21 protein-coding genes are annotated in these 24076 nt (G+C 69.4%); 20 read left to right on the top strand and 1 reads right to left on the bottom strand.

Annotation, left to right across the window (positions count from 1 at the left end; translation table 11 throughout):
- Positions 1 to 74: 74 nt before the first annotated feature.
- The 20 genes from BQ8420_RS06385 (at position 75) to BQ8420_RS06480 (ending at position 22231) form a co-directional block, all read left to right on the top strand.
- Entirely contained in the window at positions 75 to 881 is an 807-nt protein-coding gene (locus BQ8420_RS06385) for an IclR family transcriptional regulator (protein WP_087096878.1), read from the top strand.
- A gap of 341 nt (positions 882 to 1222) precedes the next feature.
- Positions 1223 to 2062, top strand: a complete 840-nt coding sequence (locus BQ8420_RS06390; protein WP_235005967.1) for an ABC transporter permease — start codon at positions 1223 to 1225, stop codon at positions 2060 to 2062.
- A 21-nt stretch (positions 2063 to 2083) separates the two neighbouring features.
- A complete protein-coding gene (locus BQ8420_RS06395; protein ID WP_087096879.1) occupies positions 2084 to 3115 on the top strand; it encodes an ABC transporter substrate-binding protein in 1032 nt (343 codons plus the stop codon).
- On the top strand, positions 3112 to 4566 hold the full coding sequence (locus BQ8420_RS06400) for an FAD-dependent oxidoreductase (protein ID WP_160049273.1): 1455 nt from the start codon (positions 3112 to 3114) through the stop codon (positions 4564 to 4566). The genes BQ8420_RS06395 and BQ8420_RS06400 overlap by 4 nt, the downstream gene beginning before the upstream one ends.
- Entirely contained in the window at positions 4566 to 5336 is a 771-nt protein-coding gene (locus BQ8420_RS06405) for a hypothetical protein (RefSeq protein WP_087096880.1), read from the top strand. Before BQ8420_RS06400 ends, BQ8420_RS06405 begins: the two co-directional genes overlap by 1 nt.
- Complete coding sequence (locus BQ8420_RS06410; RefSeq protein ID WP_087096881.1) at positions 5305 to 6156, top strand: ABC transporter ATP-binding protein; 852 nt, start codon at positions 5305 to 5307, stop codon at positions 6154 to 6156. The genes BQ8420_RS06405 and BQ8420_RS06410 overlap by 32 nt, the downstream gene beginning before the upstream one ends.
- Positions 6153 to 7529 (top strand): MmgE/PrpD family protein, encoded by a 1377-nt coding sequence (locus tag BQ8420_RS06415; RefSeq protein ID WP_087096882.1) that lies wholly within the window; start codon positions 6153 to 6155, stop codon positions 7527 to 7529. Before BQ8420_RS06410 ends, BQ8420_RS06415 begins: the two co-directional genes overlap by 4 nt.
- Positions 7519 to 8091, top strand: coding sequence for an ureidoglycolate lyase (locus BQ8420_RS06420; RefSeq protein ID WP_087096883.1), 573 nt, complete (start codon positions 7519 to 7521; stop codon positions 8089 to 8091). The genes BQ8420_RS06415 and BQ8420_RS06420 overlap by 11 nt, the downstream gene beginning before the upstream one ends.
- The gene (locus tag BQ8420_RS06425) at positions 8088 to 10475 is read left to right on the top strand and encodes a xanthine dehydrogenase family protein molybdopterin-binding subunit (RefSeq protein ID WP_087096884.1); all 2388 of its coding nucleotides are present in this window, start codon (positions 8088 to 8090) and stop codon (positions 10473 to 10475) included. Before BQ8420_RS06420 ends, BQ8420_RS06425 begins: the two co-directional genes overlap by 4 nt.
- Entirely contained in the window at positions 10475 to 11356 is an 882-nt protein-coding gene (locus BQ8420_RS06430; protein ID WP_087096885.1) for a xanthine dehydrogenase family protein subunit M, read from the top strand. The genes BQ8420_RS06425 and BQ8420_RS06430 overlap by 1 nt, the downstream gene beginning before the upstream one ends.
- Positions 11353 to 11832, top strand: coding sequence for a (2Fe-2S)-binding protein (locus BQ8420_RS06435; RefSeq protein WP_087096886.1), 480 nt, complete (start codon positions 11353 to 11355; stop codon positions 11830 to 11832). The genes BQ8420_RS06430 and BQ8420_RS06435 overlap by 4 nt, the downstream gene beginning before the upstream one ends.
- On the top strand, positions 11829 to 12272 hold the full coding sequence (locus BQ8420_RS06440; protein ID WP_087096887.1) for a nuclear transport factor 2 family protein: 444 nt from the start codon (positions 11829 to 11831) through the stop codon (positions 12270 to 12272). Before BQ8420_RS06435 ends, BQ8420_RS06440 begins: the two co-directional genes overlap by 4 nt.
- The gene (locus BQ8420_RS06445; protein ID WP_160049274.1) at positions 12269 to 14221 is read left to right on the top strand and encodes an NAD(P)-binding protein; all 1953 of its coding nucleotides are present in this window, start codon (positions 12269 to 12271) and stop codon (positions 14219 to 14221) included. The genes BQ8420_RS06440 and BQ8420_RS06445 overlap by 4 nt, the downstream gene beginning before the upstream one ends.
- Before the next feature lie 41 nt (positions 14222 to 14262).
- On the top strand, positions 14263 to 14619 hold the full coding sequence (locus tag BQ8420_RS06450) for a hypothetical protein (protein ID WP_087096889.1): 357 nt from the start codon (positions 14263 to 14265) through the stop codon (positions 14617 to 14619).
- A gap of 212 nt (positions 14620 to 14831) precedes the next feature.
- A complete protein-coding gene (locus BQ8420_RS06455) occupies positions 14832 to 16028 on the top strand; it encodes a CaiB/BaiF CoA-transferase family protein (protein ID WP_087096890.1) in 1197 nt (398 codons plus the stop codon).
- On the top strand, positions 16025 to 16888 hold the full coding sequence (locus BQ8420_RS06460) for a cyclase family protein (protein ID WP_087096891.1): 864 nt from the start codon (positions 16025 to 16027) through the stop codon (positions 16886 to 16888). The genes BQ8420_RS06455 and BQ8420_RS06460 overlap by 4 nt, the downstream gene beginning before the upstream one ends.
- Positions 16885 to 18309 (top strand): MmgE/PrpD family protein, encoded by a 1425-nt coding sequence (locus BQ8420_RS06465; protein ID WP_087096892.1) that lies wholly within the window; start codon positions 16885 to 16887, stop codon positions 18307 to 18309. The genes BQ8420_RS06460 and BQ8420_RS06465 overlap by 4 nt, the downstream gene beginning before the upstream one ends.
- 43 nt (positions 18310 to 18352) lie before the next feature.
- Positions 18353 to 19822 carry a dihydroorotase family protein gene (locus BQ8420_RS06470; protein WP_087096893.1) on the top strand — a complete coding sequence of 490 codons (1470 nt, stop codon included), beginning with the start codon at positions 18353 to 18355 and terminating at the stop codon, positions 19820 to 19822.
- Complete coding sequence (locus BQ8420_RS06475; RefSeq protein ID WP_087096894.1) at positions 19819 to 20691, top strand: CoA ester lyase; 873 nt, start codon at positions 19819 to 19821, stop codon at positions 20689 to 20691. The genes BQ8420_RS06470 and BQ8420_RS06475 overlap by 4 nt, the downstream gene beginning before the upstream one ends.
- A 19-nt stretch (positions 20692 to 20710) precedes the next feature.
- Positions 20711 to 22231, top strand: coding sequence for an acyl-CoA synthetase (locus tag BQ8420_RS06480; protein ID WP_087096895.1), 1521 nt, complete (start codon positions 20711 to 20713; stop codon positions 22229 to 22231).
- Here BQ8420_RS06480 and BQ8420_RS06485 read toward each other — a convergent pair.
- Positions 22209 to 24068, bottom strand: coding sequence for a type II CAAX prenyl endopeptidase Rce1 family protein (locus BQ8420_RS06485; RefSeq protein WP_087096896.1), 1860 nt, complete (start codon positions 24066 to 24068; stop codon positions 22209 to 22211). The two genes, BQ8420_RS06480 and BQ8420_RS06485, sit on opposite strands and share 23 nt — an antisense overlap.
- Positions 24069 to 24076: the final 8 nt, after the last annotated feature.

The raw sequence follows: 24076 nt of genomic DNA on the forward strand, positions 1-24076 counted from the left end.
GGTGGTCCGCCGTTGCCCTATTGTCGTGTGACACGAGCGGCCACCCCTCCACCCACGATGATCCGAGGTGCCCCATGAGTTCGTCGTCGGCTTCCCACGACCCCTCCGAGCGCGCGGACGATCGTCAGGGCGCGAGCGGGGTGCGTCGTGCGTTGCAGATCATCTTCGCCGTCGCCGAGTCCGAGAGTCCCGACGTGGGGGTCTCCGAGCTCGCGCGTTCGCTGGACCTGAGCAAGACGGTCGTGCACCGGGTGGTGCGGGCCCTGGTGGCCGACGGTTTCTTCCAGATGGACGAGAGGACCCGGCGTTATCGCCTGGGTCCGGCCGCCGTGAGCGTGGGCCTGTCCGCCCTCGCCCGCATGGAGGTGCCCGAGATCGTGCGTCCACACCTGGAAGCGCTGGTCGAGTACAGCTCCGAGACCGCCACCTTCTCGGTCCGTTACGGGGACAAGCGCATGTACCTCTCCCAGGTGCTCTCCCCACAGGAGATCCGGATGGCGGTCCCGCTGGGAAAGCTCCTGCCCCTGCACACGGGAGGGTCGTCCCGGGCCATCCTGTCCGGCATGACCTCGCAGGAGCTCGATCGCTACCTGGAGCGGTCCTTCGCCGGTCCCGAGAACGCCCAGGTCCGGGAACGCATCTCCGCCGACCGGGACGCGGTGCGTGAAAGCGGGTTCGCGGTCAGCTCGGGGGAGCGCCGGGCCGACGCCGGTTCGGTGGCCGCGCCCGTCTTCGACGCCAGGGGCCATGTCTACGGCTCTCTGTCGATCTGTGGTCCCTTGAACCGTATGCGTGGGGAGGCCGCCGAAGCCTTGGGGCCGGTGGTCGTCGAGGCGGCCAAGGCGGTCTCCAACGGATTGGGGTTCCGCTCAGCGGTCTGATCGTCGAGCGCGGTTTCTGTTTTTCTCTGACGAGCGCCCTTCGGCGCTCTCGACGCATGCCCATCCAAGCTGTTCCCGCTAGCGGAACAGAAAGTAATGCGTGCAATTTTCCCTCTTTTGTGCTCTTCTGGCCTCCTGCTGTCTTGGCTGGTCAAGTCACCCTTCGTGTTGGCCCTGTGCTCTTTCGCGAAGAATCCCCCAGGGGAACATGGACTTAACGACGAAAGGCAGAAAGGGGTGGTCGTTCTCTTGACCGTCTCCTTGGTTCGGCCTAGCCTTTGTTTTAAGAGGAACACCGTTCCTCTGAGCGGAACATTTGGTTGGTCCCCTGGGAGGTATGTATGGCGGCTGTGTCCGAGGTAGCACGAGCGGACCTGCGTCGGTTGCGTCGCCGCCGCCTGATGGAATCGCGCTGGATACTCTGGGTCACCACCCCGGTCCTGCTTCTGCTCCTGCTCGGAGCCTGGAAGCTCTACACCGTGATTTCCGGGGTCGGAGCCCTGACGGTTCCCCCACCCGAGGCCGTCGGTGGGGCCCTGTTCGAACTCCTGGGGCGCGACATGCTCTACGAGGCCGCCTACTACACCTTCTACTCGACGGTGATGGGCTTCATCATCGCCGTGGTGGTCGGCGTGGGGCTGGGCATCGTCCTCGGGAAGATGCACCTTCTGGAAAAGATCTCCGCGCCCTTCCTGGTGGCGACCCAGGTGGTACCCAAGGTCGCCATCGTTCCCCTGGTCCTGCTGTGGTTCGGTTTCGGGATCGCCTCCAAAATCTTCATGGCCGCGATCATCTCCTTCTTCGTGGTCATGCAGAACACGATTCTGGGAATCCGCTCGATCGATCCCGGCCACCGCGACCTGATGAAGGTCATCAGAGCGCCCTGGTGGAAAAGAATCATCTCTCTTGACATCCCATCATCCCTTCCCTTTGTGCTGACCGGGGTCGAACTGGGGGTCGTCTTCGCCATCACCGGCGCCATCGTGGGCGAATTCCTCGGCGGCGACGACGGCCTGGGGGCTCTGGCGGTCGTCATGCTCGCCGGAATGCGCACGGACCAGCTCTTCGCCACGGTGATCGTGATGACCCTCATGGGGTTCGTCCTCTACGCCGTCGTCTCTGCGATCCGCAGGGTCGCCATCCCCTGGCACGAATCATCGGGGCGAGTCACCTCGCTCTGACCCATCCGAGGAGAACACACCATGGAACGTCGTCGTTTTCTCGCTGGAGCCGGTTACTTCAGCGTCATGGCAGCAGGAGGCTCCTTCCTGGTCGGGTGCGCCCCCGGCAGCGGCTCCCCGGAGTCGAACCCCGACCTGGCCGGGCTGACCTTCATCACTCCCTTCCAGCACCTCATCAGCTACGCGGACGTCTACGTCGCCATCAGCCAGGGCTACTTCGAGGAAGAGGGCCTGAGCATCGAGGCCGTGGGCGGCAACGGCACCGCCACGTCCGTCACCCAGGTCACCGCCGACCAGGGGCAGATCGGCAAGGCGGCCAGTGTCATCACCTGCCCCCTCATCGCCGACGAGGGCGCCGACATCATCACCTTCGCCCAGGGCGACCAGCGCAGCCAGTACAGCGTCGCCTCCATCCCCGGCAGCCCCCTGGTCCACCCCTCCGAATGGCAGGGCAAGACGATCGGCGTGATCTCCAAGGGAGGGACCACCGAACTCCTCTTGGACGCCATGGCGGTCGCCGAGGGCCTGGACCCCACCAAGGTCGAAAAGGTCGTCACCGGCGGAGACATCAGCTCCCTGGAATTCCTCCGCAACGGAGAGGTGGACGGCTTCATCACCTTCCTGGGCTCCGAGTCCACCCTCCGCCAACTCGGGGAGGAGCTCCACTACCTCAACACCGACGAGTTCGCCCCGATGCCGGGAGACTCCTACTTCGCCAAGCGCGCCGTCCTCCAGGAGAGGGAGGAGGAGCTGGCCGGATTCGTGCGCGCCTGCCGCAAGGGCTTCGAGTTCATGGCCGACGCCGCCAACTCCGACGCGGTCCTGGACGCGGTGGCCGAGTTCAACGAGGTCGAGGTGGACGACAGGGAACTCGCCGAGCGCAAACTACGCGCCCAGGTGGAGCTGTGCACCCCCGAATCCGGCCAGTTCCTCGACCTCGACATGGCCGCCTGGGAGAGCGCGGTCGACCTGATGCGCGACGCGGAGATCATCACCGACCAGGACACGCCCCTGGAGGACATGGTCAGCACGGCGATCATGGACCGCCTGTGAGTACCGAGCGGACGAGTGACCCGATCGACCTTCTGGTCGTGGGCGGTGGCACGGCGGGTCTTCCCACCGCGATCGAGGCCGCGGAGAACGGTCTGAGCGTTCTCCTGGTCGAGAAGTCGGGCCATCTGGGAGGCACCCTCTGGCGCTCTTGGGCGCAGATGGCCGCCGCGGGCACCGAACTCCAGAGCCGGCACGGGATCCATGACGATCCCGACCTGCACTACGACGACGTGATGCGCATCAGCCGGGGCACCGCGAACCCGGAGTTGGTACGCCTGGCCGTGGACCACGGGGCCGAGACCATCGACTGGCTCATGTCCCGAGGGTTCGACATGGACCCCGACGCTCCGGCCATCCTCTACTTCCACGAGCCCTACTCGGTGGCCAGGACCTACTGGGGGCGGAACGCCGGGCGGTCCGTGCTCGACGTCCTCCTCCCCGAGGTCCAGCGCCACATCGACCAGGGCCGGATCCGGGTCCGCACCGGGACCGACCTGGTCGGACTGCGCGGCGGTGAGGGCCCGAGCGTCGACGCCGCGGTGCTCCGGAGCGCGGCGGGCGCGGTGGAAGAGGTCGAGGCCCATGCCGTGGTGCTTGCCACGGGCGGGTACGCGGGAAATCCCCGACTGTTCCCCCTGTTGACGGACGGAGCCCCCTTGCGGGGGCCCGCGGCGCCGACCTCCGCGGGTGACGGCATCATCGCCGCACTGGCCCTGGGCGCCCGACTGCGTGGACGCGACATGTTCCTGCCCACCTACGGCGGGACCCTGAAGCCCGACAGTGACTGGGTGACGTCGCACCTGGACGACTATCCCCTGCTCACGCCCCAGTCGCGTCTTCCCTGGGAGATCCACGTCAATCGCTCGGGACGGCGTTTCGTCGCCGAGGACGACGAGAGCGTCGACAAGCGGGAGAACGCGCTGACCCGCCAGAGCGGGCTGGAGTTCTGGATCGTGTACGACCAGGGGGCGGCCGAAGAGGCGTCACCGCTCTTCCCCGCCTGGGAGAAGGAGGACCTGGAGAAGGCCTTCAGCGAGCACCCGTCCTTCGCCCGTGCCGACGACCTGGACGAACTGGCCGCGCTCACGGGGGTCGATCCGCAAGGGCTGCGGACCACCGTGGAGGAGTACAACGCGGCCGTGGCCACCGGTACCGATCCGTGGGGCCGGACCCACCTGCCGGCCCCCATCGACAGGGCGCCCTTCTACGCGGTGCGCAACCACGGCACCGCCCTCAAGAGCCCGGCGGGACTGGCGGTGGACGGGCGGTTGCGAGTCCTCGGAGGGGACGACCGGCCCTTCACCAACCTGTACGCCGTCGGCGAGGCACTGGGGGGATCGAGCATGTCCGGACGATCGTTCGTCAGCGGCATGAGCGTCACCCCGGCTCTCTCATTCGGACGCCTGATCGGCCGTGCGGTCGCGGGCGCAGACCATCACCGGAGGACCTGATGTGGGACAGACACGACGTCGACTTCGTCGACACGCACCTTCTTCCCTGGGAGAAGGTTCCGGCCGGGGAATTCGGCTCGGCCGGCAGCGGGGTACGGCGGGTGCTCAGCTCCTCGCTGGGCTCCAAGGCGAGCACCACGGTCCTGCGGGTGCGGGAGCACCAGAAGGGGACGCTCGCCGCCGACCTCGACCTCTACGTGCTGGCGGGAGAGGGAACCCTGAACGGAACCGCCCTGGGGCAGGCCGACTACCTCTACCTTCCCGCCGGAACCGCCATCGACCTCGTCCCCTCCGTCGTGGGGCTCACGCTCTACTGCGGGTTCTGGGGTGACGCCGCTCTTCTCTCGGAGGCGGGGACCACCGAGGGGGTCACGCATCTGCGCACGGAGGAGATGGAGTGGAGCTCTCCCGGCTGGAACGGTGACGTGCCTCTGCGTACCGGGGCCCTCGTCAAGACCCTGCGTGAGGACGACCGGGTCCAGATCTATCTCGCCGCCATGGTGCCCGGCTGGCGCAGCGAGATGGAGGAGGCCCACCCCGTCTACGAAGAGTCCTACAAGGTCTACGGCGACATGCTCATGGGCGCGCGCGGGGTGATGCGGGAGGCGTCCTATTTCTTCCGTTCGCCGGGCGTCTACCACGGACCCCTGTACTCACGCGGCGGAACGATGTCCTTCATCCGTTCCAACGCCCCCACCACGACCGACTACCGAACCCCGCAGAGCGGAGGGAACTGGGATGAGCTCGCGCACCGAGCCTACGGCTACTGAAAGTTCGGCCGTCTCCGAGGAGGGGGCGCCCTCCGGGAGCGCCATCGAGATCGAGGGTGTCTCCAAGACCTACGCCGCGGACGCGGGCCCCGTACACGCCCTCACCCCCACCGACCTCCGGGTCGGACCGGGAGAGTTCGTCGTCCTGTTGGGGCCGAGCGGTTGCGGCAAGACCACCCTGCTGAGGATGCTCGCCGGCCTGGAGGTGCCCACCCAGGGCTCCGTGCGGATCGGGGACCGGACCCTGTTCGCGCCCGGTGCCCTGACGCCCCAGTCCGAGGCCCTGGGATCGCTCGGATTCGTTTTCCAGGCGCCCACCCTTCTGCCCTGGCGACGGATCGCCAAGAACATCGAGCTGCCCTTGGAGGGCAAGGGCCCCGGTCGCCGTGAACGCCGTGAACGCGCGACTCGGATGGCGGAGAAGGTGGGACTGGAGGACTTCCTCGGCCACTACCCACGTCAGCTCTCCGGTGGGATGCAGCAACGCGCGGCCATCGCGCGCGCCCTCGTCCACGACCCCGACATCCTGCTCATGGACGAGCCCTTCGGCGCGTTGGACGCGATGACGCGCGACCAGATGAACATCCTGCTGCAACAGCTGTGGCTGGACACGGGGAAAACGGTGGTCCTCGTCACCCACTCGATCTCCGAGGCCGTCTTCCTGGCCGACCGGATCGTGCTGCTCTCACCGCGTCCGGGTCGGGTCCAGGACATCGTGGAGGTCGGCTTCCCCCGGCCCCGGCCCCTGAGCGTGTCCGCCGATCCGAAGTTCGGTGAGCTCGTCGCCTACCTCCGCTCCCAGCTGGGGGAACAACCATGACCGACACCTCGGCCCGTGCGTTCGCCTCCTTCGCGCACCGACTCGGCCACGACGATCCACCCGATCGGGTGCGGGCGTACGCGCGGCGGCTCCTGTTGGACTTCCTCGGTACCGCCGTGGGCGGTCGTTCGAGCGCCGAGGTCCGCGCCCTGACCGGACCCGGACAAATGGGGGAGGCCCCCGCACAGGCCGGCGTCCTGGGCACCGACCGTCGGGTGCCGGCCGCCGACGCGGCCTTCGCCAACGGTTGTGCCTCCGATGCCTACGAGCACCAGGACGGCTACCGGTTCGGCGGCTTCCACCCCTCCCACCTGATACCCGCGGTCCTGGCCCTGGCCGAGGGCGAACGGGTGGGAGTGGAGGAACTCGTCACCGCCGTCATCGCCGGATACGAGGTGGCGAACCGCATCGGCGAGGCCCTGCACCCCGAGGCGACACTGCGGGGATGGTTCCCCACGGCCGCCGCCTACGGGGGCGCGGCCGCGGCGGCTCGCGTCGCCGGATACGGAGCCGACCGGATCGAGCAGGCGATCGGGCTGGTCGCCTTCCACGTTCCGGCCGTCACCTTGGAGTCGATCTTCGCGGGAGTGACCGGCAAACCCGCCTTCGCCGGCCAGATCGCCCGCACGGGCGTCTGGGCGGCGAAGGCCGCCGGGGTGGGCCTGGGCGGTTGGGGCCAGTCCCTGGACCACCCCCGGGGCCATCTCTCCCTCGTCTCCGAGGGTCCCCGGGACCTGGACACCCATGACCTGGGGGAGCGCTGGAGCCTGATGGAGGTGCACCAGAAGCGATTCGCGGCCTGTCGCCACACCCACGCCGCCGCCCAGGCGGGCGTCGAACTGGTCGCCGCCCACGGGCTCGACCCCGAAGACCTTCGCTCGATCGAAGTCGAGGTCTACGACGTGGCCGCGCAACTGGTCGACCGCCCGGTTCGCACCGCGCCCACGGCCGCGGCGGCCACGCTCAGCCTTCAATACGTCCTCGCCTGCGCCGCCCATCACGGTGTGGTGGACGGAACCCACTACACGCCCGAGCGGTTGGCCGACCCTCGTGTCCTCGCCCTGGCCTCGCGGGTGCGCGTCACGACCGCGTCCGACCTCCAAGAGGTCTACCCGGCGAAGACCCCGACCCGGATCACCGCCACCACCCACGAGGGAACGACGTTCACCCATCGCGTGGACGTCCCCGTCGGCGACGGCAGAGCCCCCTTGGCGGAGGGGGAGATCGAGGCCAAGTTCCGCACCTACGCGGAGCCGGTCGTGGGGGCGAAGCGGGCCGCGGTCGTGATCGAGGCGGTCCTGTCCGGTGAGGACGTCCCCGTCACCGAGGTCATCGCCGCGCTGACCCCCGAGAGGAGCAACAGTGAGCAGTGAATCCGAGTCCATGATCATCGACCCGATCCCTGTCGAAGGACAGGACTTCTCGCCCTTCGGCGAGGTGATCTCCCTGGAGACCACGCCGCGTCTGCCGATCGACCTCTACTCGGGGCGCAACGCCGTTCACGGCCCCGTGGTGTTGGAGTCGGACGAGACCCCGGAGTTCATCCTCTTCCGGGTGGGCCACCGGGGCGGTGAGATCCGTTACCTGGAACGGCACGGCGGTATGACCCAGACCTTCATCCCCCTGGGAGGGGACCCCTTCGTGTGCGTGGTCGCCGCCCCCGACGCACCGCTGGTGGACGGTTTTCCCGACCCCGACCACGTGCGGGCCTTCTCGGTTCCCGGAAACGTCTGCGTCAACCTGCGCAGGGGGACCTGGCACGAACCGCCCTTCCCCACCAAGGACGGGCAGATGTTCCTCATCAGCAGCCAGCCCAGCGTCACGCGGGGACTCCAGACCAGTCCCGACCAGGACGGGGAAGTGCACCTGATGGACGTGGACAAACGGAACACCCGCCACCGCACCGGACGCGTCCTCACGGTGAGAATGCCATGAACACCTCCGTGCCGTCGAAGGGAACGGGCCGCGTCGGTGAAGCCGCGAAGAAACGGGATGGGAAGGCGCTCCTCACCGGCGGCGCCCGGTACGTCGACGACGTGCGACTTCCCGGGACGCTGTACGCGGCGGTGGTGCGCAGCACCGTGGCCCACGCGCGTATTCGCCGGGTCCACACTGAGGAGGCCCTGAGCCTGCCGGGGGTCGAACTGGTCCTGACCGGTGAGCGCGCCCGTGAGCTCACCGAACCGATTCCCTATTTCATCGACCCCGTGGTCCGTGGGGCGCGCCGGGTGGACATCCACTGCCTGGAGTCCGAACGGGTCGTCTTCGTCGGCCAGCCCGTCGCGGCCGTGGTGGCCGACACCTGGGAGGGGGCGCAGCGGGCCGCACGGCTGGTGCGGGTCGACTACGACGTCCTCCCGCACGTCTTGGACGCCGAACAGGCCATGTCCGACGACGCCCCGCGCGTGTACGAGGAATGGGCCGACAACGTCGTGCTCTCCAAGAGTTACGGCACGGGCGACCCTGACGGGGCCCTGTCCTCGGCGGACGTGGTGGTCACCGGTTCCTTCCGTAGCGAACGCACCACGACCGCGCCCATCGAACCACGGGGCTTCCTCGCGCGCTGGGACGCCCGCGAAGAGACCCTGACGATGCACGGTTCCTGCCAGAACCCCCATCAACTGCGGTGGATGCTCTCCACCACGTTGGGGATTCCGGAGAACCGCGTTCGTGTGATCACCGAGAAGGTGGGAGGCAGCTTCGGGCTCAAGATGCAGGGCCAACCAGAGGAGACCCTGGTGGCGCTGTTGAGCGTCCTGACCGGCTCCCCGGTCAAGTGGATCGAGGACCGGCGCGAGTCGTTCCTGGCCGGCTCCCGCCAACAGGTCCACCGCTTCACCGTCGGAGCACGCTCCGACGGGCGCATCGTCGCCCTGGTCAACGAGATCGTCGCCGACGCCGGGGCCATGACGGCGCAGGCCGGGTGGGCCATGCCCAACATGTCCGCGACCACGTTCCCGTCCGGGTACCGGATCCCCGACTGCCGGATCGACCTGTCCATCGTCGCCACCAACAAACCCCCGCTGAGCGCGGCGCGCGGTTTCGGCAAGGACTCGGCGCACCTGGTGATGGAACGCGTGGTGGACCTGGTCGCGCGCAGGCTCGGGCTGGACCCGGCCCTGGTCCGCGAACGGAACTTCATCTCCTCGGACGAGTTCCCCTACCGAACGAGCACCGGTCTCAACATCGACAGCGGAGACTTCCACGGCCTGCTCGACAAGGCCACCAAGAGCCTGGACTACGAGGGGTGGCGCGCACGCCAGGCCAAGGCCCGGGGCGCAGGTGAACACATCGGTCTGGGACTGGCCCTGGAACTCACCCCCGAATCCTCCGACTCCCCGGGCAGCTTCGTCTCGGGTTTCGACACCACCACCGTCCGCATGTCCGTGACCGGCTCGGTCACGGTCCTGACCGGGGTCACCTCCCCGGGAGGGGGGAACGACACCGGCATCGCGCAGATCGTCGCGACCGAACTCGGAATTCCCCTGGAATGGGTGCGCGTCGTCCAAGGGGATACCGATCAGTGCCCCAACGGGTTCGGTAACTTCAGTGGACGCAGCATGGTGGTGGGCGGCGGTTCGGCGGCCCTGGCCTCGCGGGACGTGCTGAGGACCCTGACCACGGTGGGGGCCCGCATGCTCGGCGTCGAACGGGTCGAGGTGCGTGAGGGCGCGGTCGTCGACCCGGAGGGAAGCGATTCGGTGCCGGTGCCGGACGTCGCCCGGGCCGTGCTCACCCGCTCCTTCGAGATCGCCTCCGAGGTGGAGCCGATCCTGGAGTCCACCCGGGCCTACAAACCCGGCAACATCGACCACCGGCCCGACGAGCACGGACGCATCCAGCCCTACCCCACCTACTCCAGTTGTCTCCACGCCACCGCCGTACGGGTGGACGCCGAGACCGGGAAGGTGGAGATCGCGGACTACGCCATGGCCCACGACTGCGGCACGATGATCAACCCCGCGCTGGTGGAGGGGCAGGCCTGGGGCGCCGTGGTCATGGGTCTGGGAGCTGCCCTGTCCGAACGTCTGGTCTTCGACGAGGCCGGACACACGGTCAGTGACCGCTTCAAGTCCTATCTGCTGCCCCGCGCCTCCGACGTGCCCATGATCCGCATGGAGCACCAGGTCACGCCCAGCCCGTTCACCATGCACGGGAACAAGGGCGCGGGCGAGGCCGGGGTCGGCGGCGCCCAGGCGGCGATCGCCAACGCGGTGGAGGACGCGCTGTCCCCGCTCGGGGTCCTGGTGGACCGTCTCCCGCTGTCACCCCCGACCGTCCTGGAACTCATTCGTCGCGCGAAGGAAGGGCGGATGTGATGACCGGCCGCGATGACGCACCCCGCTACTTCGCCCCCACGGACCTGGACGGCGTGCTCCGCGCGCTCGACGGGGCGGACGAGAGCACGGTCGTGGTGGGGGGAGGGACCATGGTGGTCCCCACCATGACCCACGGCCACCTGGTGCCGACCGTGATCGTCGACCTGGTCCGCTCCGGTCTGGAGGGGATCCGGGAGGAGGACGGCGCCACCGTGATCGGCGCCATGACCACCTACTCCTCCCTCCTGGCAGGGGAACGGGAACGGCTGAGGGAACCGGGCCACCCGCTGAACCTGCTGGTGCGGGCCGCCTCGGGGATCACCGGTGGTCCACAGATCCGGAACAAGGGCACGCTGGGCGGATCGGCCGCCTACGCCAACCCCTCCTCGGACGTCCCCGGGTGCCTGGTGGCGCTCGACGCCCGAGTGCGCCTGGCCTCGCCGCGCGGAGTCAGGGAGGTCCCGGCGGCGGAGTTCTACCTCGGCGCCTTCCGGACCGCGCGGCGGCCCGACGAGGTGCTGTCCGCGCTGGTGCTCCCACGCGGCACCGCCACGGCCTGGGGTTACGTCAAGTTCAAGTTGGTGGAGAGCAGTTGGCCCGTGGTCACCAGCGCCGCGGCCGTTCTACCGGACGGGGGACTGAGGGTGGGGGTGGGAGGCGCCGCGGACCGCCCGGTGCCTCTGGACCTTCCCACCCCTTCGGAGGGTACGGACGACCCCGCTTGGCGCGCGTTGGTCGCCGACGAATTCGCCCGAGCGCTGGACACCCATGGAGCCGTCCCGGTGGACGACGTCCTGGCCGACGCGCGCTACCGGACCGACATCACCCCGGTGATCGTGGCGCGCTCGGTGGCCGGCGCCCTTGAGAGGAGGCAGGGATGAGGAACATCCGTCTGAACGTCAACGGTGAGGACCACGAGGTCGAGGTGGACCCGCGTCGGCTTCTCGTGCACGTGGTGCGGGAGGAGGTGGGGCTGACCGGGACGCACGTCGGTTGTCTGACGGGTGACTGCGGCGCCTGCACCGTGATGGTCGACGACCGCAGCGTCAAGTCGTGCTCGGTCCTGGCGGCCGGCGCCGACGGGGCGTGCGTGCGGACCATCGAGTACCTGGGGACCGAGGAAGACCTCGACCCCGTACAACAGGCGTTCCTGGACGAGTTCGCCTTCCAGTGCGGATACTGCCTGCCGGGGATGCTCCTCACGGTGCGCGAACTCCTCGACGCCGAACCCGACCCCGACGACGCGGCCATCCTGCAGGCCATCAGCGGAAACCTGTGCCGTTGTACCGGCTACGGCCCCATCGTGCGCGCGGTGCGCGCGGCCGTGCGCTCGACCCGGGGCGGTGAGGGATCATGAGTTCCCTGGAGGAGTCCGTCGCCGTGGTGGAGGACTTCCTCGCCCTGGTGGGCATCGGCCGTCTGCGGGAGGCCGCCGCGTACTTGGCGCCCGGGGCCCGCATGATGTTCCCCGGCGACGTGGTCCACACGGACCTGGAGTCCCTTCGCGCCGACGGTCTGCGCCGATACCGCTTCGTGGACAAGCACCGGGACACCTATGACGGAGCCGAGGACGGCACCCACGTCCTGTCCACGGGCCGCCTGTTCGGGGTGAACCTGCACGGCGTGGCCTTCGACAACGTCCGCTACGCCGACCACTTCCGTCTGACCGACGGGCTCATCAGCGAACAACGGGTGTGGAACGACCTCGCCGTCACCGGGGTCCTGCGGGTGCGCTCCACCCACGAGCTGGATCCGCGCCGGCGACCCGGAGAGGGAGCGAAGGAGGCGCGGCCGTGAACACCACCTCCGTTCCCGAACACCGTGGACGTGCCCTTTCGCCCGTTCGCCTGGGCGATCTGGAACTGCGCAACCGGATCTTCGTGTCCGCGCACACCACCAACTTCGCCCGGGACTTCCTCCCCACCGACCGCCACGTGGAGTACCACCGGGAGCGCGCCAGGGGAGGGGCGGGCCTCATCATCACCGAGCCACTGCGCGTGCACGAGACCAGCCTGGGCCGGGTGGGCGGACTCCACGCCTCTTCCGAGGCGCGCGAGGGCCTCGAACGGATCACCGAGGCGGTCCGGTCGGAGGGGGCCGCGGTCTTCAGCCAGATCACCCACGCGGGGCGGCACAGCGAGAACCTCTTCCACCGGCGTGAGGCCTGGGGGCCGTCGGCGCACCGATGGCACCTGGCCGGCCAAGTGCCCCATGCCATGACCCGAGCGGAGATGCGGACCGTTCGCGAGGCCTACCGCGCCGCGGCCCGACTGGCCGTGGACGCGGGGTTCCAGGGAGTGGAGGTGCATCTCGGCCACGGGCACCTGCTGCACCAGTTCATCTCACCGGCCTCCAACGATCGATCGGATGCCTACGGCGGAGGGGAGGAGGAAAGATGGCGCTTCCCCCTGGAGGTGTTGGACGCGGTCCTGGACGAGGTGGGATCGGACGCGCTGGTGGGTGTGCGACTGAGCGCCGACGAGCTGGTTCCGGGCGGACAGGACCTCGACCAGGCGGTCCGTCTCGCCTCTCGACTGGACACCACCCGTGACCTCGGGTTCCTGAACGTGTCCCTGGCCTCCTACACCGTGCCCTCCATCGGACACCACGTCGCCGACATGAGCGAGGGACGCACCCCCTACCTGGAACAGGCCTTGGAGGTCGCCCGTGCCTGCACCCGTACGCCCGTCATGGCGGCCTGCCGGGTGGTGGACCTCGACGACGCCGAGCGTGCCCTGGCCGGAGACCACCTGAGCATGGTCGCCATGACGCGGGCGCACATCGCCGACCCGCATCTGATCGACAAGGCGCTCCGCGGGCGCGAGGACGAGATCCGGCCCTGTGTGTCCTGCAACTTCTGCATCGGCGAGATCGGTGCTCACCGGCCGCTGACCTGCATGATGAACCCCGAGGTCGGCCACGAGGGCGAACGATCCCGGCCGGCGACCGAGGCCCTGGACGTCTGCGTCGTGGGCGCGGGACCCGCGGGGATGGAGGCCGCCGCGACGGCCGCCGAGCGGGGGCACCGGGTCACCCTGTGGGAGCGCGAGGCCGATCTGGGCGGTCGCACCGTCACGGCGCGGCGGGGACGCGGGCGGGAGGAACTCGACCTGCTCCGCGTCTACCAGGAGGCCAGGTTGAGCCGTCTCGGGGTCCGTGTGCGCGCCGGTGAGTCCGTGGACGCGGAGGTGCTGGCGAAGGAACGCCCGGACACGCTCGTGGTCGCCTGTGGCGCCGAGCCCGAGGAAGCGCTCGTGCCCGGATGGGGCGCCGCTCTGACCGCGGAACAGGCGTTGGACGATCCCGCGCGGTGGGAGGGGCGGTGTGTCGTCGTCCTCGACGAGGAGGGCTCCTGGGCCTCGGCCTCGGCGGTGGAGACCCTGGCGGGAGCCGGAGCCGGCGTCCACCTGGTGACCCCGGGGGCGACACCCCTGTGGGGCGTGAACGACTACAGCCGTATGACGTTGCTCGAACGACTGGCCCGGGTGGGCGTCTCGGTGTGGCCCTCCAGCGAGGTCCGCTGCCTGCGTCCCCGCGTCACCGTCCGCTCGCCCCTGCATCCCGGACGGCACACCCTGCCCGAGGTCGCCGCCCTGTTCCTGGTGCGGCCCCCGTCGGCGAGAGACGGTCTCGCGTCCCATGCGCAGGATCAAGGAATCCGGGTTCGCATGGTGGGAGACGCGTTAGCGCCCCGATCCCTTCTTCAAGCCATCCACGAAGGGCGCAAGGCCGGGCTTGCGCTTTGACGATATCGCTTACTGTCCCGGCGTGAGAACAGGGAGAAACAATGGCACGGAAACTGGTCATGCTCACCTACAACGTTCGCCCCGGAGTCCCCAGGGAGGAGTACGAGGAGTTCACGAGAACCGTCGACTACCCGATCTTCCGGCAGAACCCCCACATCATGGAGTACTCCAACTACATCGTCGCGGGGCAAGGGCGCGGCACAGGGGAGTGGTTCCAGCACTTCGACCTGATGTTCGTCGATGACCTGGAGGGATTCGACGCCGGAGGCAAGCTGCACTTCGGGGACGCCGTGATCCTCGAACACGCCCAGAAGTGGCGCGACCGTTGGGGAAAGGACCCCGAGACCGGCTGGAGAAGTGACGTCAACATCACGTATGCCAATGAGATCTGGGGATGATCTTCGAGGGTTCATCGCGCTGATGTAAAACGTCGTTCGAATTCCATGGTGATGACAGGCCCCCGGCCGGTACGGCCGGGGGCCTATACCCCTATGCGTTTTTTATCGGATGCCGGAAAAATTGACGATTGACTTATGGATCGCTCATTGCCTAACCTCTAAGCGGACCGGCGTTCCCGCCAAGGGAACGAAATGAAAGGGAGTGGAAGTCGATGCCAAGAGCACCGCTCGAAGGACTGCGGGTCCTGGACGTGTCCACCATCCTCGCGGGTCCACTGTGCTGCCAGATCCTCGGCGACCAGGGCGCCGACGTGATCAAGGTCGAGCACCCGGTACTGGCGGACGGGATGCGCGGGCACGGGCCGGCCAAGGAGGGCGTCCCCCTCTGGTGGAAGGAGATCTCCCGGAACAAGCGCGCCCTGGCACTGGACCTGTCCACCCCCGAAGGCGCGCGCATCCTCCGGACCCTGGTGCGCGAGGCCGACGTACTCGTGGAGAACTTCCGCCCCGGAACACTGGAGAGATGGGGACTCGACCCCGAGACGCTCCACCGGGACAACCCCGCCCTGGTCCTGCTCCGGGTGACCGGGTTCGGACAGAAGGGCCCCTACGCGAGCCGTCCCGGCTTCGGCACCCTCGCCGAGGCGATGAGCGGCTTCGCGCACCTGACGGGCCCCGCGGACGGGCCACCCACCCTTCCGGCCTTCGGACTCGCCGACAGCATCTGTGGCCTCGCCGCCGCGTCGGCGGCCCTGACCGCCCTGTACGCGCGCGAACACAACGGCGGCAAGGGAGAGGTGATCGACATCAACCTCCTGGAACCCATCATGGCCGCGGTGGGGCCCGGCCCCACCGTCTACGACCAACTGGGCACGGTCGGCCACCGCAACGGCAACCGATCGCACAACAACTCCCCCCGCAACACCTACCGGACCAAGGAGGGGAAGTGGGTCGTGGTCTCCTCCAGCGCCCAGCGCATCGCCGAGAGGCTGCTGGAACTCGTCGGTCACCCGGAGGTCGTCGAGGAGGAGTGGTTCCGCACGGGAGCCGGCCGAGCCGCCCACGCGGACCTGCTCGACGGTCACGTCGGTGACTGGATCGCTCAGCGCACCCTCCCCGAACTGGAGACGGCCTTCGCCGAGGCGGGCGTCGCCCTGGCCCCCGTGTACGACGCGCGGGACCTGACCGAGGACCCGCACGTTCGCGAGACGGACATGCTGACCCGGGTCGAGGACGACGAGCTCGGCAGCGTCCTCATGCACAACGTCATGTGGCGAGCGCTCAACGCGCCCGGGGGCATCCGCTTCACCGGGCGTCCTCTGGGAGCCGACACCGAGACCATCCTCGACGAACTCGGGATGGACACAGACGAGATCGAGAACCTACGTGAACGGCGGATCATCGCGTGACCACCACGAACCCGCACACCGGCACCGCTGCCACCGCTCCTGACGGCGACACCCTCTTGCGGGCGGTCTCCGAGGGGGTGGCCGTGTACGACCTGGGCCGACCACTGAAGGTCGGCATGCCCCAATCACCGAACCACCCCGCCTACTGGCACACCCTTCCACGCCGCCACGGCGACATGGTGCGGGAGGACGGAGGCTCGGCGGCCAACGACATGATCACCATGGGCACCCACGTGGGCACCCACGTGGACGCACTCGCCCACGTCTCCCACGAGGGTCTCCTCCACGGTGGAGCCGACGCGGTCGAAGCGGGCCGTGGTGGACGCTACCTGGAACACGGGGTCCACACCATCGCCCCGATGGTCGGCCGTGGCGTACTCCTGGACGTGCCCGCGGCACAGGGGACACCGGAGGGCTGCCCTCCCGGATACGAGATCACCCCGGCCGACCTCGAACACGCCGAGAGCGTGCAGGGGACCCCCGTCCGTGAAGGCGACGTGGTCCTGGTGCGCAGCGGTTGGGGGCGCCACTTCGACGCGGACCCGACCCGCTACACCGGACGCGAGAGCGGGGTGCCCGGGGTCGGCGCGCGAGGAGCGTCGTGGATCGCCCGACGCGGCGCGCGTGCGACGGGGGCCGACACCATCGCCTTCGAACGGTTGGCCCCCGGGGCGGGGCACGCGGTCCTGCCCGCGCACCGCATCCTGCTGGTGGAACACGGCGTGTACATCATCGAGGCGATGGATCTGGAGGAGGTGGCGGCCGAGGGGATCCACGAGTTCACCTTCGTCATGGCGCCCCTGCCCCTGGTCGGCGCCACCGGATCCCCCGTCCGTCCGCTCGCGGTGGTGAACCGATGACCGACACCGTCGCCCGTTCCCTCGCCCACTTCGCCTGGGGCCTCACCGACCAGGGCGTACCCGACGAGGTGGCCGGCAGCGTTCGCCACCGCGTGCTGGACACCCTGGGTCTGTGCGTGGCCGCCCACCGGCTCCCCACCAGTACCGCGGTGATCGAACACGTCATCGACCAGGGAGGACGTCCCCAGGCGGGGATCATCGGGACGTCGGAACGTGTTCCGGCCCCCCTGGCGGCGCTGGCCAACGGGGTGCTCGCCCACTCCCTCGACTACGACGACACGCACCTGCCCTCGATCCTGCACCCGAGCGCCGTCGTCGTCCCCGCCGCCCTGGCCGCCGCCGAACACGTCCAGGCCCGGGGCAGGGACGTCGAACGCGCCATCGCCGCCGGTCTGGAGGTCACCGTTCGCCTGGGCATGGCCGGATACGACCGGAAGCTGGGCAACTCCGTGTTCTTCGAACACGGGCAGCACGCCACCTCCATCTGCGGTGCCATGGGCGCCGCCGTGGCCGCGTCGATGCTGCTCGGTGAGGGGCCCGAGGACATCGTCCACGCCCTGGGGCTGACCGCCTCCTTCGCCTCCGGGCTGATCGAGGCCAACCGCACCGGAGGAACCGTCAAGCGCCTGCACTGTGGTTGGGCGGCCCAGTCCGCGCTCAACGCCGCGCAGCTCGTGGCGCGCGGGTTCACCGGACCGCCCACGGTCATCGAGGGGCGGTTCGGATTCCTCCGGGCCTTCCTTCGAGAGGACTCCGACGTGGACACCATCACCGACGGGTTGGGCGAGGACTGGGAAGTGCCCGGGATCTTCTTCAAGCCCTATCCGGCCAACCACTTCACCCACACCGTCATCGACGCCGGCATCCGCTTGCGCGGTCGTGTCGACGCCGAGGACATCGTCGGTGTGGAGGTCGGGGTCCCCGCCGCGGTGATCCGGACCATCGGTGAGCCCATCGACGTCAAGCGCACACCGGAGACCGGTTACCAGGCCCAGTTCAGCGCGCCCTACGCCCTGGTGGCGGGGTTGCTGGGTGGAGGAGGCCTGGGCGTGGGCACCGACGACTTCACCGACGACCTCGCCCGCGACCCGCGCAGGCGGGACCTCATGGCCCTGGTCGACGTCGTACCGGACGCCCTCTGCGACAGCCTCTACCCGTACCAGTTCCCGGCGGTGGTCACCGTGCGGACCCGGGACGGACGGCGGTTGCGCGAGGAGGTCCTGGAGAACCGTGGTGGTCCCGCTCGTCCGCTCAGCGACGACGAGATCACCCGCAAGTTCCTCGACAACACCTCCCAACGGCTGCCCGACGCCCAGGCCATGGCCGCTCGGGAACTGGCCCTGAACCTGGGCGACCTGGAGGAGACGGGGCGGCTCGTGCGCGCGCTCGAACCTCCGGTCTCGCACACCGCAACGCAGTGATCCCCACCCGGCCGTAGAAGAAGCAACAGAAAAGGTCCGCGCCATGTCCTTCGACCTCATCGTCACCAACGCAGCCGTCGTGCACCACTCCGCCCCCGAGCCCACCATCGCCGACATCGGCGTGATCGGGGGCCGCGTCGCCGAGGTCGCCCCCGGCCTCGACCGGACCGGAGCGGGCAAGATCGTGGACGCCGGTGGCAGACTCGCCTTCCCCGGCCTCGTCGACGCCCACCAGCACTGGGGCATCTACAACCCCCTCTCCGTGGACGCGGAGAAGGAGAGCCGGGCCTGCGCCCAGGGGGGCGTCACCACGGCCCTGAACTACATGCGCACCGGTCAGTACTACATGAACAGCGGTGGCAGCTACGAGGAGGTCTTCCCCCAGGTCCTGAAGGCCGTCGAGTCGCGTTCCCACGTCGACTACACCTTCCACCTCGCACCGATGATGGGGGAGCACATCCGTGAGATCCCGCGTCTGGTGGAGGAACACGGGGTCACCTCGTTCAAGATCTTCATGTTCTACGGCAGCCACGGGCTGCACGGCCGATCCAGCGACCAGAACTCCTTCCTCATGATCCCGGAGGGGGAGCGCTACGACCTGGCCCACTTCGAGTTCGTCATGCGCGGTGTCCAGGAGGCCCGCCGACGCTTCCCCGACCTGGCCGACGAGATCTCGCTGTCGCTGCACTGCGAGACGGCCGAGATCATGACCGCCTACACCCGGATGGTCGAGGAGGAGGGCGAACTGTCCGGGCTGGAGGCCTACAGCGCTTCCCGTCCGCCCCACTCCGAGGGCCTGGCCGTGACCATCGCCTCCTACCTGGCGCACGAGACCGAACTGCCCACCATCAACCTGCTCCACCTCACCTCCGCGAAGGCCATGGAAGCCGCCATGACCATGGCGCGCGCCTTCCCGCACATCGACTTCCGCCGCGAGGTCACGGTGGGCCACCTGCTCGCCGACTACACCACCGCCTCGGGTGTCGGCGGCAAGGTCAACCCGCCCCTGCGCAGCCGTGACGACGTGGAGGCGCTCTGGGGGCACGTGCTCCGGGGCGAGGTCGACTGGGTCGTCAGCGACCACGCCTGCTGCCGTGAGGAGGACAAGTTCGGCGACCCGGCCGAGGACGTCTTCCTGGCCAAGTCCGGATTCGGGGGCGCGGAATACCTGCTGCCGGGCATGGTGACCGAGGCCTCCCGGCGCGGGCTGCCCCTGGGCGAGGTCGCCCGACTGACCTCCTGGAACCCCGCGCAGCGCTTCGGCCTGCGCACCAAGGGCGCCATCGAGGCCGGATTCGACGCCGACTTCACCCTCGTGGACCCGGAGAGGACGTGGACGGTGCGGGCCGAGGACTCGGAGTCCGCACAGGAGTACACCCCCTTCGAGGGCTTCGAACTCAACGCGGCCGTCACCGACACCTTCCTGCGCGGGCGGCACGTGCTGGTCGACGGCGTGGTGACCGGTGAACCCGGCGGGGAGTACCAGGCCCGTCCCACGGGTCGAGGCCGATGAATCCCCGGACCTACCTCTACGTGCCCGCCGACCAGGAGGACAAGCTCCTCAAGGCCGGCGGGACGCGGGTGGACGCGCTCATCCTCGACCTGGAGGACGCGGTGGCGCCCGACCGGAAGGACACGGCGAGGTCGAACCTGCGCACCTGGTTCGAACGGACCACCGACCGGTCGGCCCACGAACTCTGGGTCAGGGTCGACGCCGGCTCCGTGGAGGAGGACCTCGCGGTACTACCGGGCCACGGTCGTGTCGGTGTGGTCCTCCCCAAGGCCGAGCCCGAGACGCTCCACCGTCTGGACGACCTGCTCGGCCGGTGGGAGGAGGGCGCTGCGGTGCCGCGCGGAAGCGTTCGGGTACTGGCGTTGCTGGAGACCGCTCCGGGCATGGCGTCGGTCGATCAGGTGGCCCGGGCCCCACGGGTCCATCGGTTGGGCCTGGGGGAGGCGGACCTGGCGGCCGATCTCGGCCTGGTGCCCGGCCCCGAGCGGGACGAGTTCGCCCCGTTGCGGATGTCGGTCGTGCTCGCCTCGGCCGTGGCCCGATTGCCTGCCCCCATCGGTCCGGTGGAGACGGCGGTGCGCGACGTCGAACGGTTGCGCGAGGGCACGCGGAAGCTGCTCCGCCAGGGATTTCGGGCTCGGACCCTGCTCTCACCCCGCCAGATCCCCGTGGTCGAGGAGGTGTTCACCCCCTCCGAAGAGGAGGTGCGTCGAGCCGAAGCGGTGCTGTCCGCGCTGGAGGGGGAGGGGACCGGGGCCACGACGGACGAGCGCGGAGGCTTCGTCGACGAGGCCGTGGCCCGCGCGGCCCGCGAAGTGCTCTTGCGAACGGGGGCGGGGGGACAACAGGATGGGGTCCGTGCCGACTGACCTTGGAAGGGCAGGTGCCATGACCACTTCGACCACCTCCAGCCGCGTGGACGACATCCTCCACCGCAGCGCCGCGAGGACCCCCGACCGCACCGCCCTGGTCTTCGCGGACCGCACCTGGACCTACGCCGAACTCGACGACGCGGTCACCCGCGCCGCCGCCCGCCTCCTGGGACTGGGCGCGACCAAGGGCGACCGGATCGCCGCCTACGGACGCAACTCCGACGCCTACCTCATCGGCTACCTGGCCTGTGCCCGCGCCGGGCTGGTGCACGTGCCCGTCAACTTCGCCCTCCAAGGCGAGGAACTGGCCTATCTGCTCGAACAGTCCGGCAGCAGTATGGTGCTGACCGACCCGGCGCTGCGGTCCGCGGTCGACGGGCTGCGTTCGCGTACCGGGATCGAACAGGTGCTGGAATTGCGTGGTGGCGCCGGTTCGCTGCTGACCGACGCCTCCGAGGGGCCGGTACCGGAATTGGACGTGGAGGTCGTCGACACCGACCTGGTGCAGCTGCTCTACACCTCCGGGACCACCTCCCGACCCAAGGGCGCCATGATGACGCACCGCGCCCTGGTCCACGAGTACCTGTCCTCCCTGGTGGCCCTGGACCTGAGCGCCGACGACGATCCGCTGCACGCGATGCCGCTGTACCACAGCGCCCAGATGCACGTCTTCCTCATGCCCTGGCTGGCCGTGGGCGCCACCAACACCCTCGTGGAGACGCCCGACCCCACCGACCTGCTGCGTCGGATCGAGACCGACCGCCACGGCGCGTTCTTCGCCGCACCGACCCTGTGGGTCGCGTTGGCCGGCCACCCCGAGTTCGCCGACCGGGACCTCTCCAGCCTGCGCAAGGCCTACTACGGGGCCTCGATCATGCCCGGACCGGTCCTGGAGAGACTCCGCACGACCCTTCCCGAGCTGGGGTTCTACAACTGCTTCGGGCAGAGCGAGATCGGCCCGCTGGCCGCCGTGCTGCGACCCGAGGAGCACGACGACCGTCCCTCGTCCGCCGGACGGGCCGTCCTGTTCGTGGAGCTGCGGGTGGTCGACGGAGAGGGCCACGACGTGGCCCCGGGGGAGCCGGGCGAGCTGGTCTTCCGATCCCCGCAGCTGTGCGAGGGCTACTGGGACAAACCGGAGGACACCGCCGAGGCGTTCCGGGGCGGCTGGTTCCACTCCGGGGACCTGGTGCGCGCCGACGCCGAGGGCTACATCGAGATCGTGGATCGGATCAAGGACGTCATCAACACCGGCGGCGTGATGGTGGCCTCCCGGGAGATCGAGGACGTGCTCTTCGCCCACGACCAGGTGGCCGAGGCCGCGGTGGTGGGGATGCCCGACGAGAAGTGGATCGAGGCGGTGACCGCCTTCGTGGTGCCCGCGCCCGGCGCCGACACCGACAAGCTCCCCGAAGCGCTGATCGAGCACGTGCGGGAGCGGTTGGCCCCGTTCAAGGTGCCCAAGGCGGTGCGGGTGGTGACGGAGCTGCCCCGCAACGCCTCGGGCAAGATCCTCAAGCGCGAACTGCGCGATTGAGGTCCTCGGCCCCGTAGCGGCGGGCCAGGGCGTGGAAGCCCTCCTTGGGTTCCCAGTGGCCGTCGTCGGGGGACAGGCCCGACTCCAGGGAGGGCGGTCGCACGATCCCGAAGCTCGCCATGTCGCTGTCCCGCGTGGGGTCGGGGGAGTAGCGGCAGTCGCCCTCGACGAACATGCACAGGAATGCGCCGTGCACGTCCTCGGTCTCGTACACGTCGATGAGTTTCTCGATCATGTCGGCCTGGACGCCCTCGTCGCGGACCGGGTTTCCCCGCACTCGCCGGTCGTCCAGGTCGCGCCAGTCCAGGGGGTCGCCGCCCGAGCCGCCCAGGGTCTCGGCGCCCCGGTAGGAGCAGCAGCCGAACTCGGTGACCACCACCGGTTTGCCCAGCCGGTTCAGGGCCCGCAACCCCTGCCGGTAGGAGCCGCGGGTGAGCTCGTCGAGGTAGTAGTCCACTCCGATGATGTCGAAGGGCGTCCAGTCCACGGTCTCCCAGGTGCCCGAACCGTAGGTGAGCGGCCCCGGGAACCGCTCCCGGGCGACCTCGGCCAGCCTGCGCAGCACTCTGTTCAGCCGGCGATTGTAGTAGAAGGGGAGCATCCCGAACACGTACAGGGCCATCGTCCGGCGCCTCATGTCGCGGCCGGGGATGATGTCACGGTTGAGGATGGTGAGCTCGCAGCCCACGTTGAGCACCACCCGGTCGGGGTATTCCTCGATGAGCCGCCCCGCGAGTTCGGCGGCCCGGCCCACGTGTTCGACGAGTTCGTCGTGGCGGGCGTCCAGGGAACGGGGTTGCAGCCACACGTCCAGCCCTTGGGCCAGGGCGAAGCGGGCGGCCTGCTCCAGGCGGTCCAGGTCCTGGCCGAACAGGGACACGGTGGTGCAGTGCAGGTCCTCGTGGATGACCCGCATCTCCTCGCGGACCGCCTCGGGGTTCCAGCGTTCGCGTGAGTTCTGCCCGGGCACGTAGCTGGAGCCGACGTCGTACATGATGCCGCGCACGGGGATCCGGCGGCGTGGCAGGGCGTCCTGATCCGCCGGCACCCGAGTGAGCTCGGGGCGGGCGGCGAACAGGAAGCGGATCGCCAGGTAGGCGGCGAAGGCACCGCCCATGCTCACCCCCAGGTTCCAGGCCCCGGAGCCGGCGCCGAAGGAGAGGTCGACGCCGTGCAGCACGATGACGGTGGCGGTCAGGGCCAGACGCACGCCCACCCCGGCCCAGACCCCGCCGGTGGTCATGCGCAACAGGCCGGTGAGGACACCGAGGAGGACGAGGTCGAGGAGTGCGTCGGTGGATCCCATGGCCAAGGACACCGCGCCCGCGAACAGCACGGTCTGGACGAGGAGCACGGCGACCTGGGAGAGATGGAACCCGAGCAGGTGCTGGACGTAGCCGCGAAAGACCAGTTCCTCGGGCAGGATCTGCGCGAGCGTCATCAGCGGGGCGAGCAGCAGGGCCCAGAGGAGGGCCGGGAGCAGGGCGGCGGAGTCGAGGGTGGCGTTGTCGGTGATCAGCGCGGCGCCCACGACGAGGGCGGACACGGACCAGGCGCTCAGGGCGGCGGTCGCCAGTGGTGGCCAGGCCCGCCCAGGGGTGCTCAGGCCGATCGAGGACAGGGTGCGCCCGGCCGTACGGCACAGCGCCCACACCAGCGGCAGGATCACCAGGGCGAACGCGGCCGAACGTACGCCCAGCCCCAGGGGGCCGTCGGGTTCGGCGGAGAGCAGGCCGATGAGCGCGTACGCGGCCACGCCGGTCAGGGTGAACACGACGACCAGTGAGCCGATCCGGATCAGGTCGCCTCGTAGGCGGGGGGTTGCCGGTGGGGGCATGAGTGCTC

Source organism: Nocardiopsis sp. JB363 (genome assembly GCF_900143625.1).
Lineage (GTDB): Bacteria > Actinomycetota > Actinomycetes > Streptosporangiales > Streptosporangiaceae > Nocardiopsis.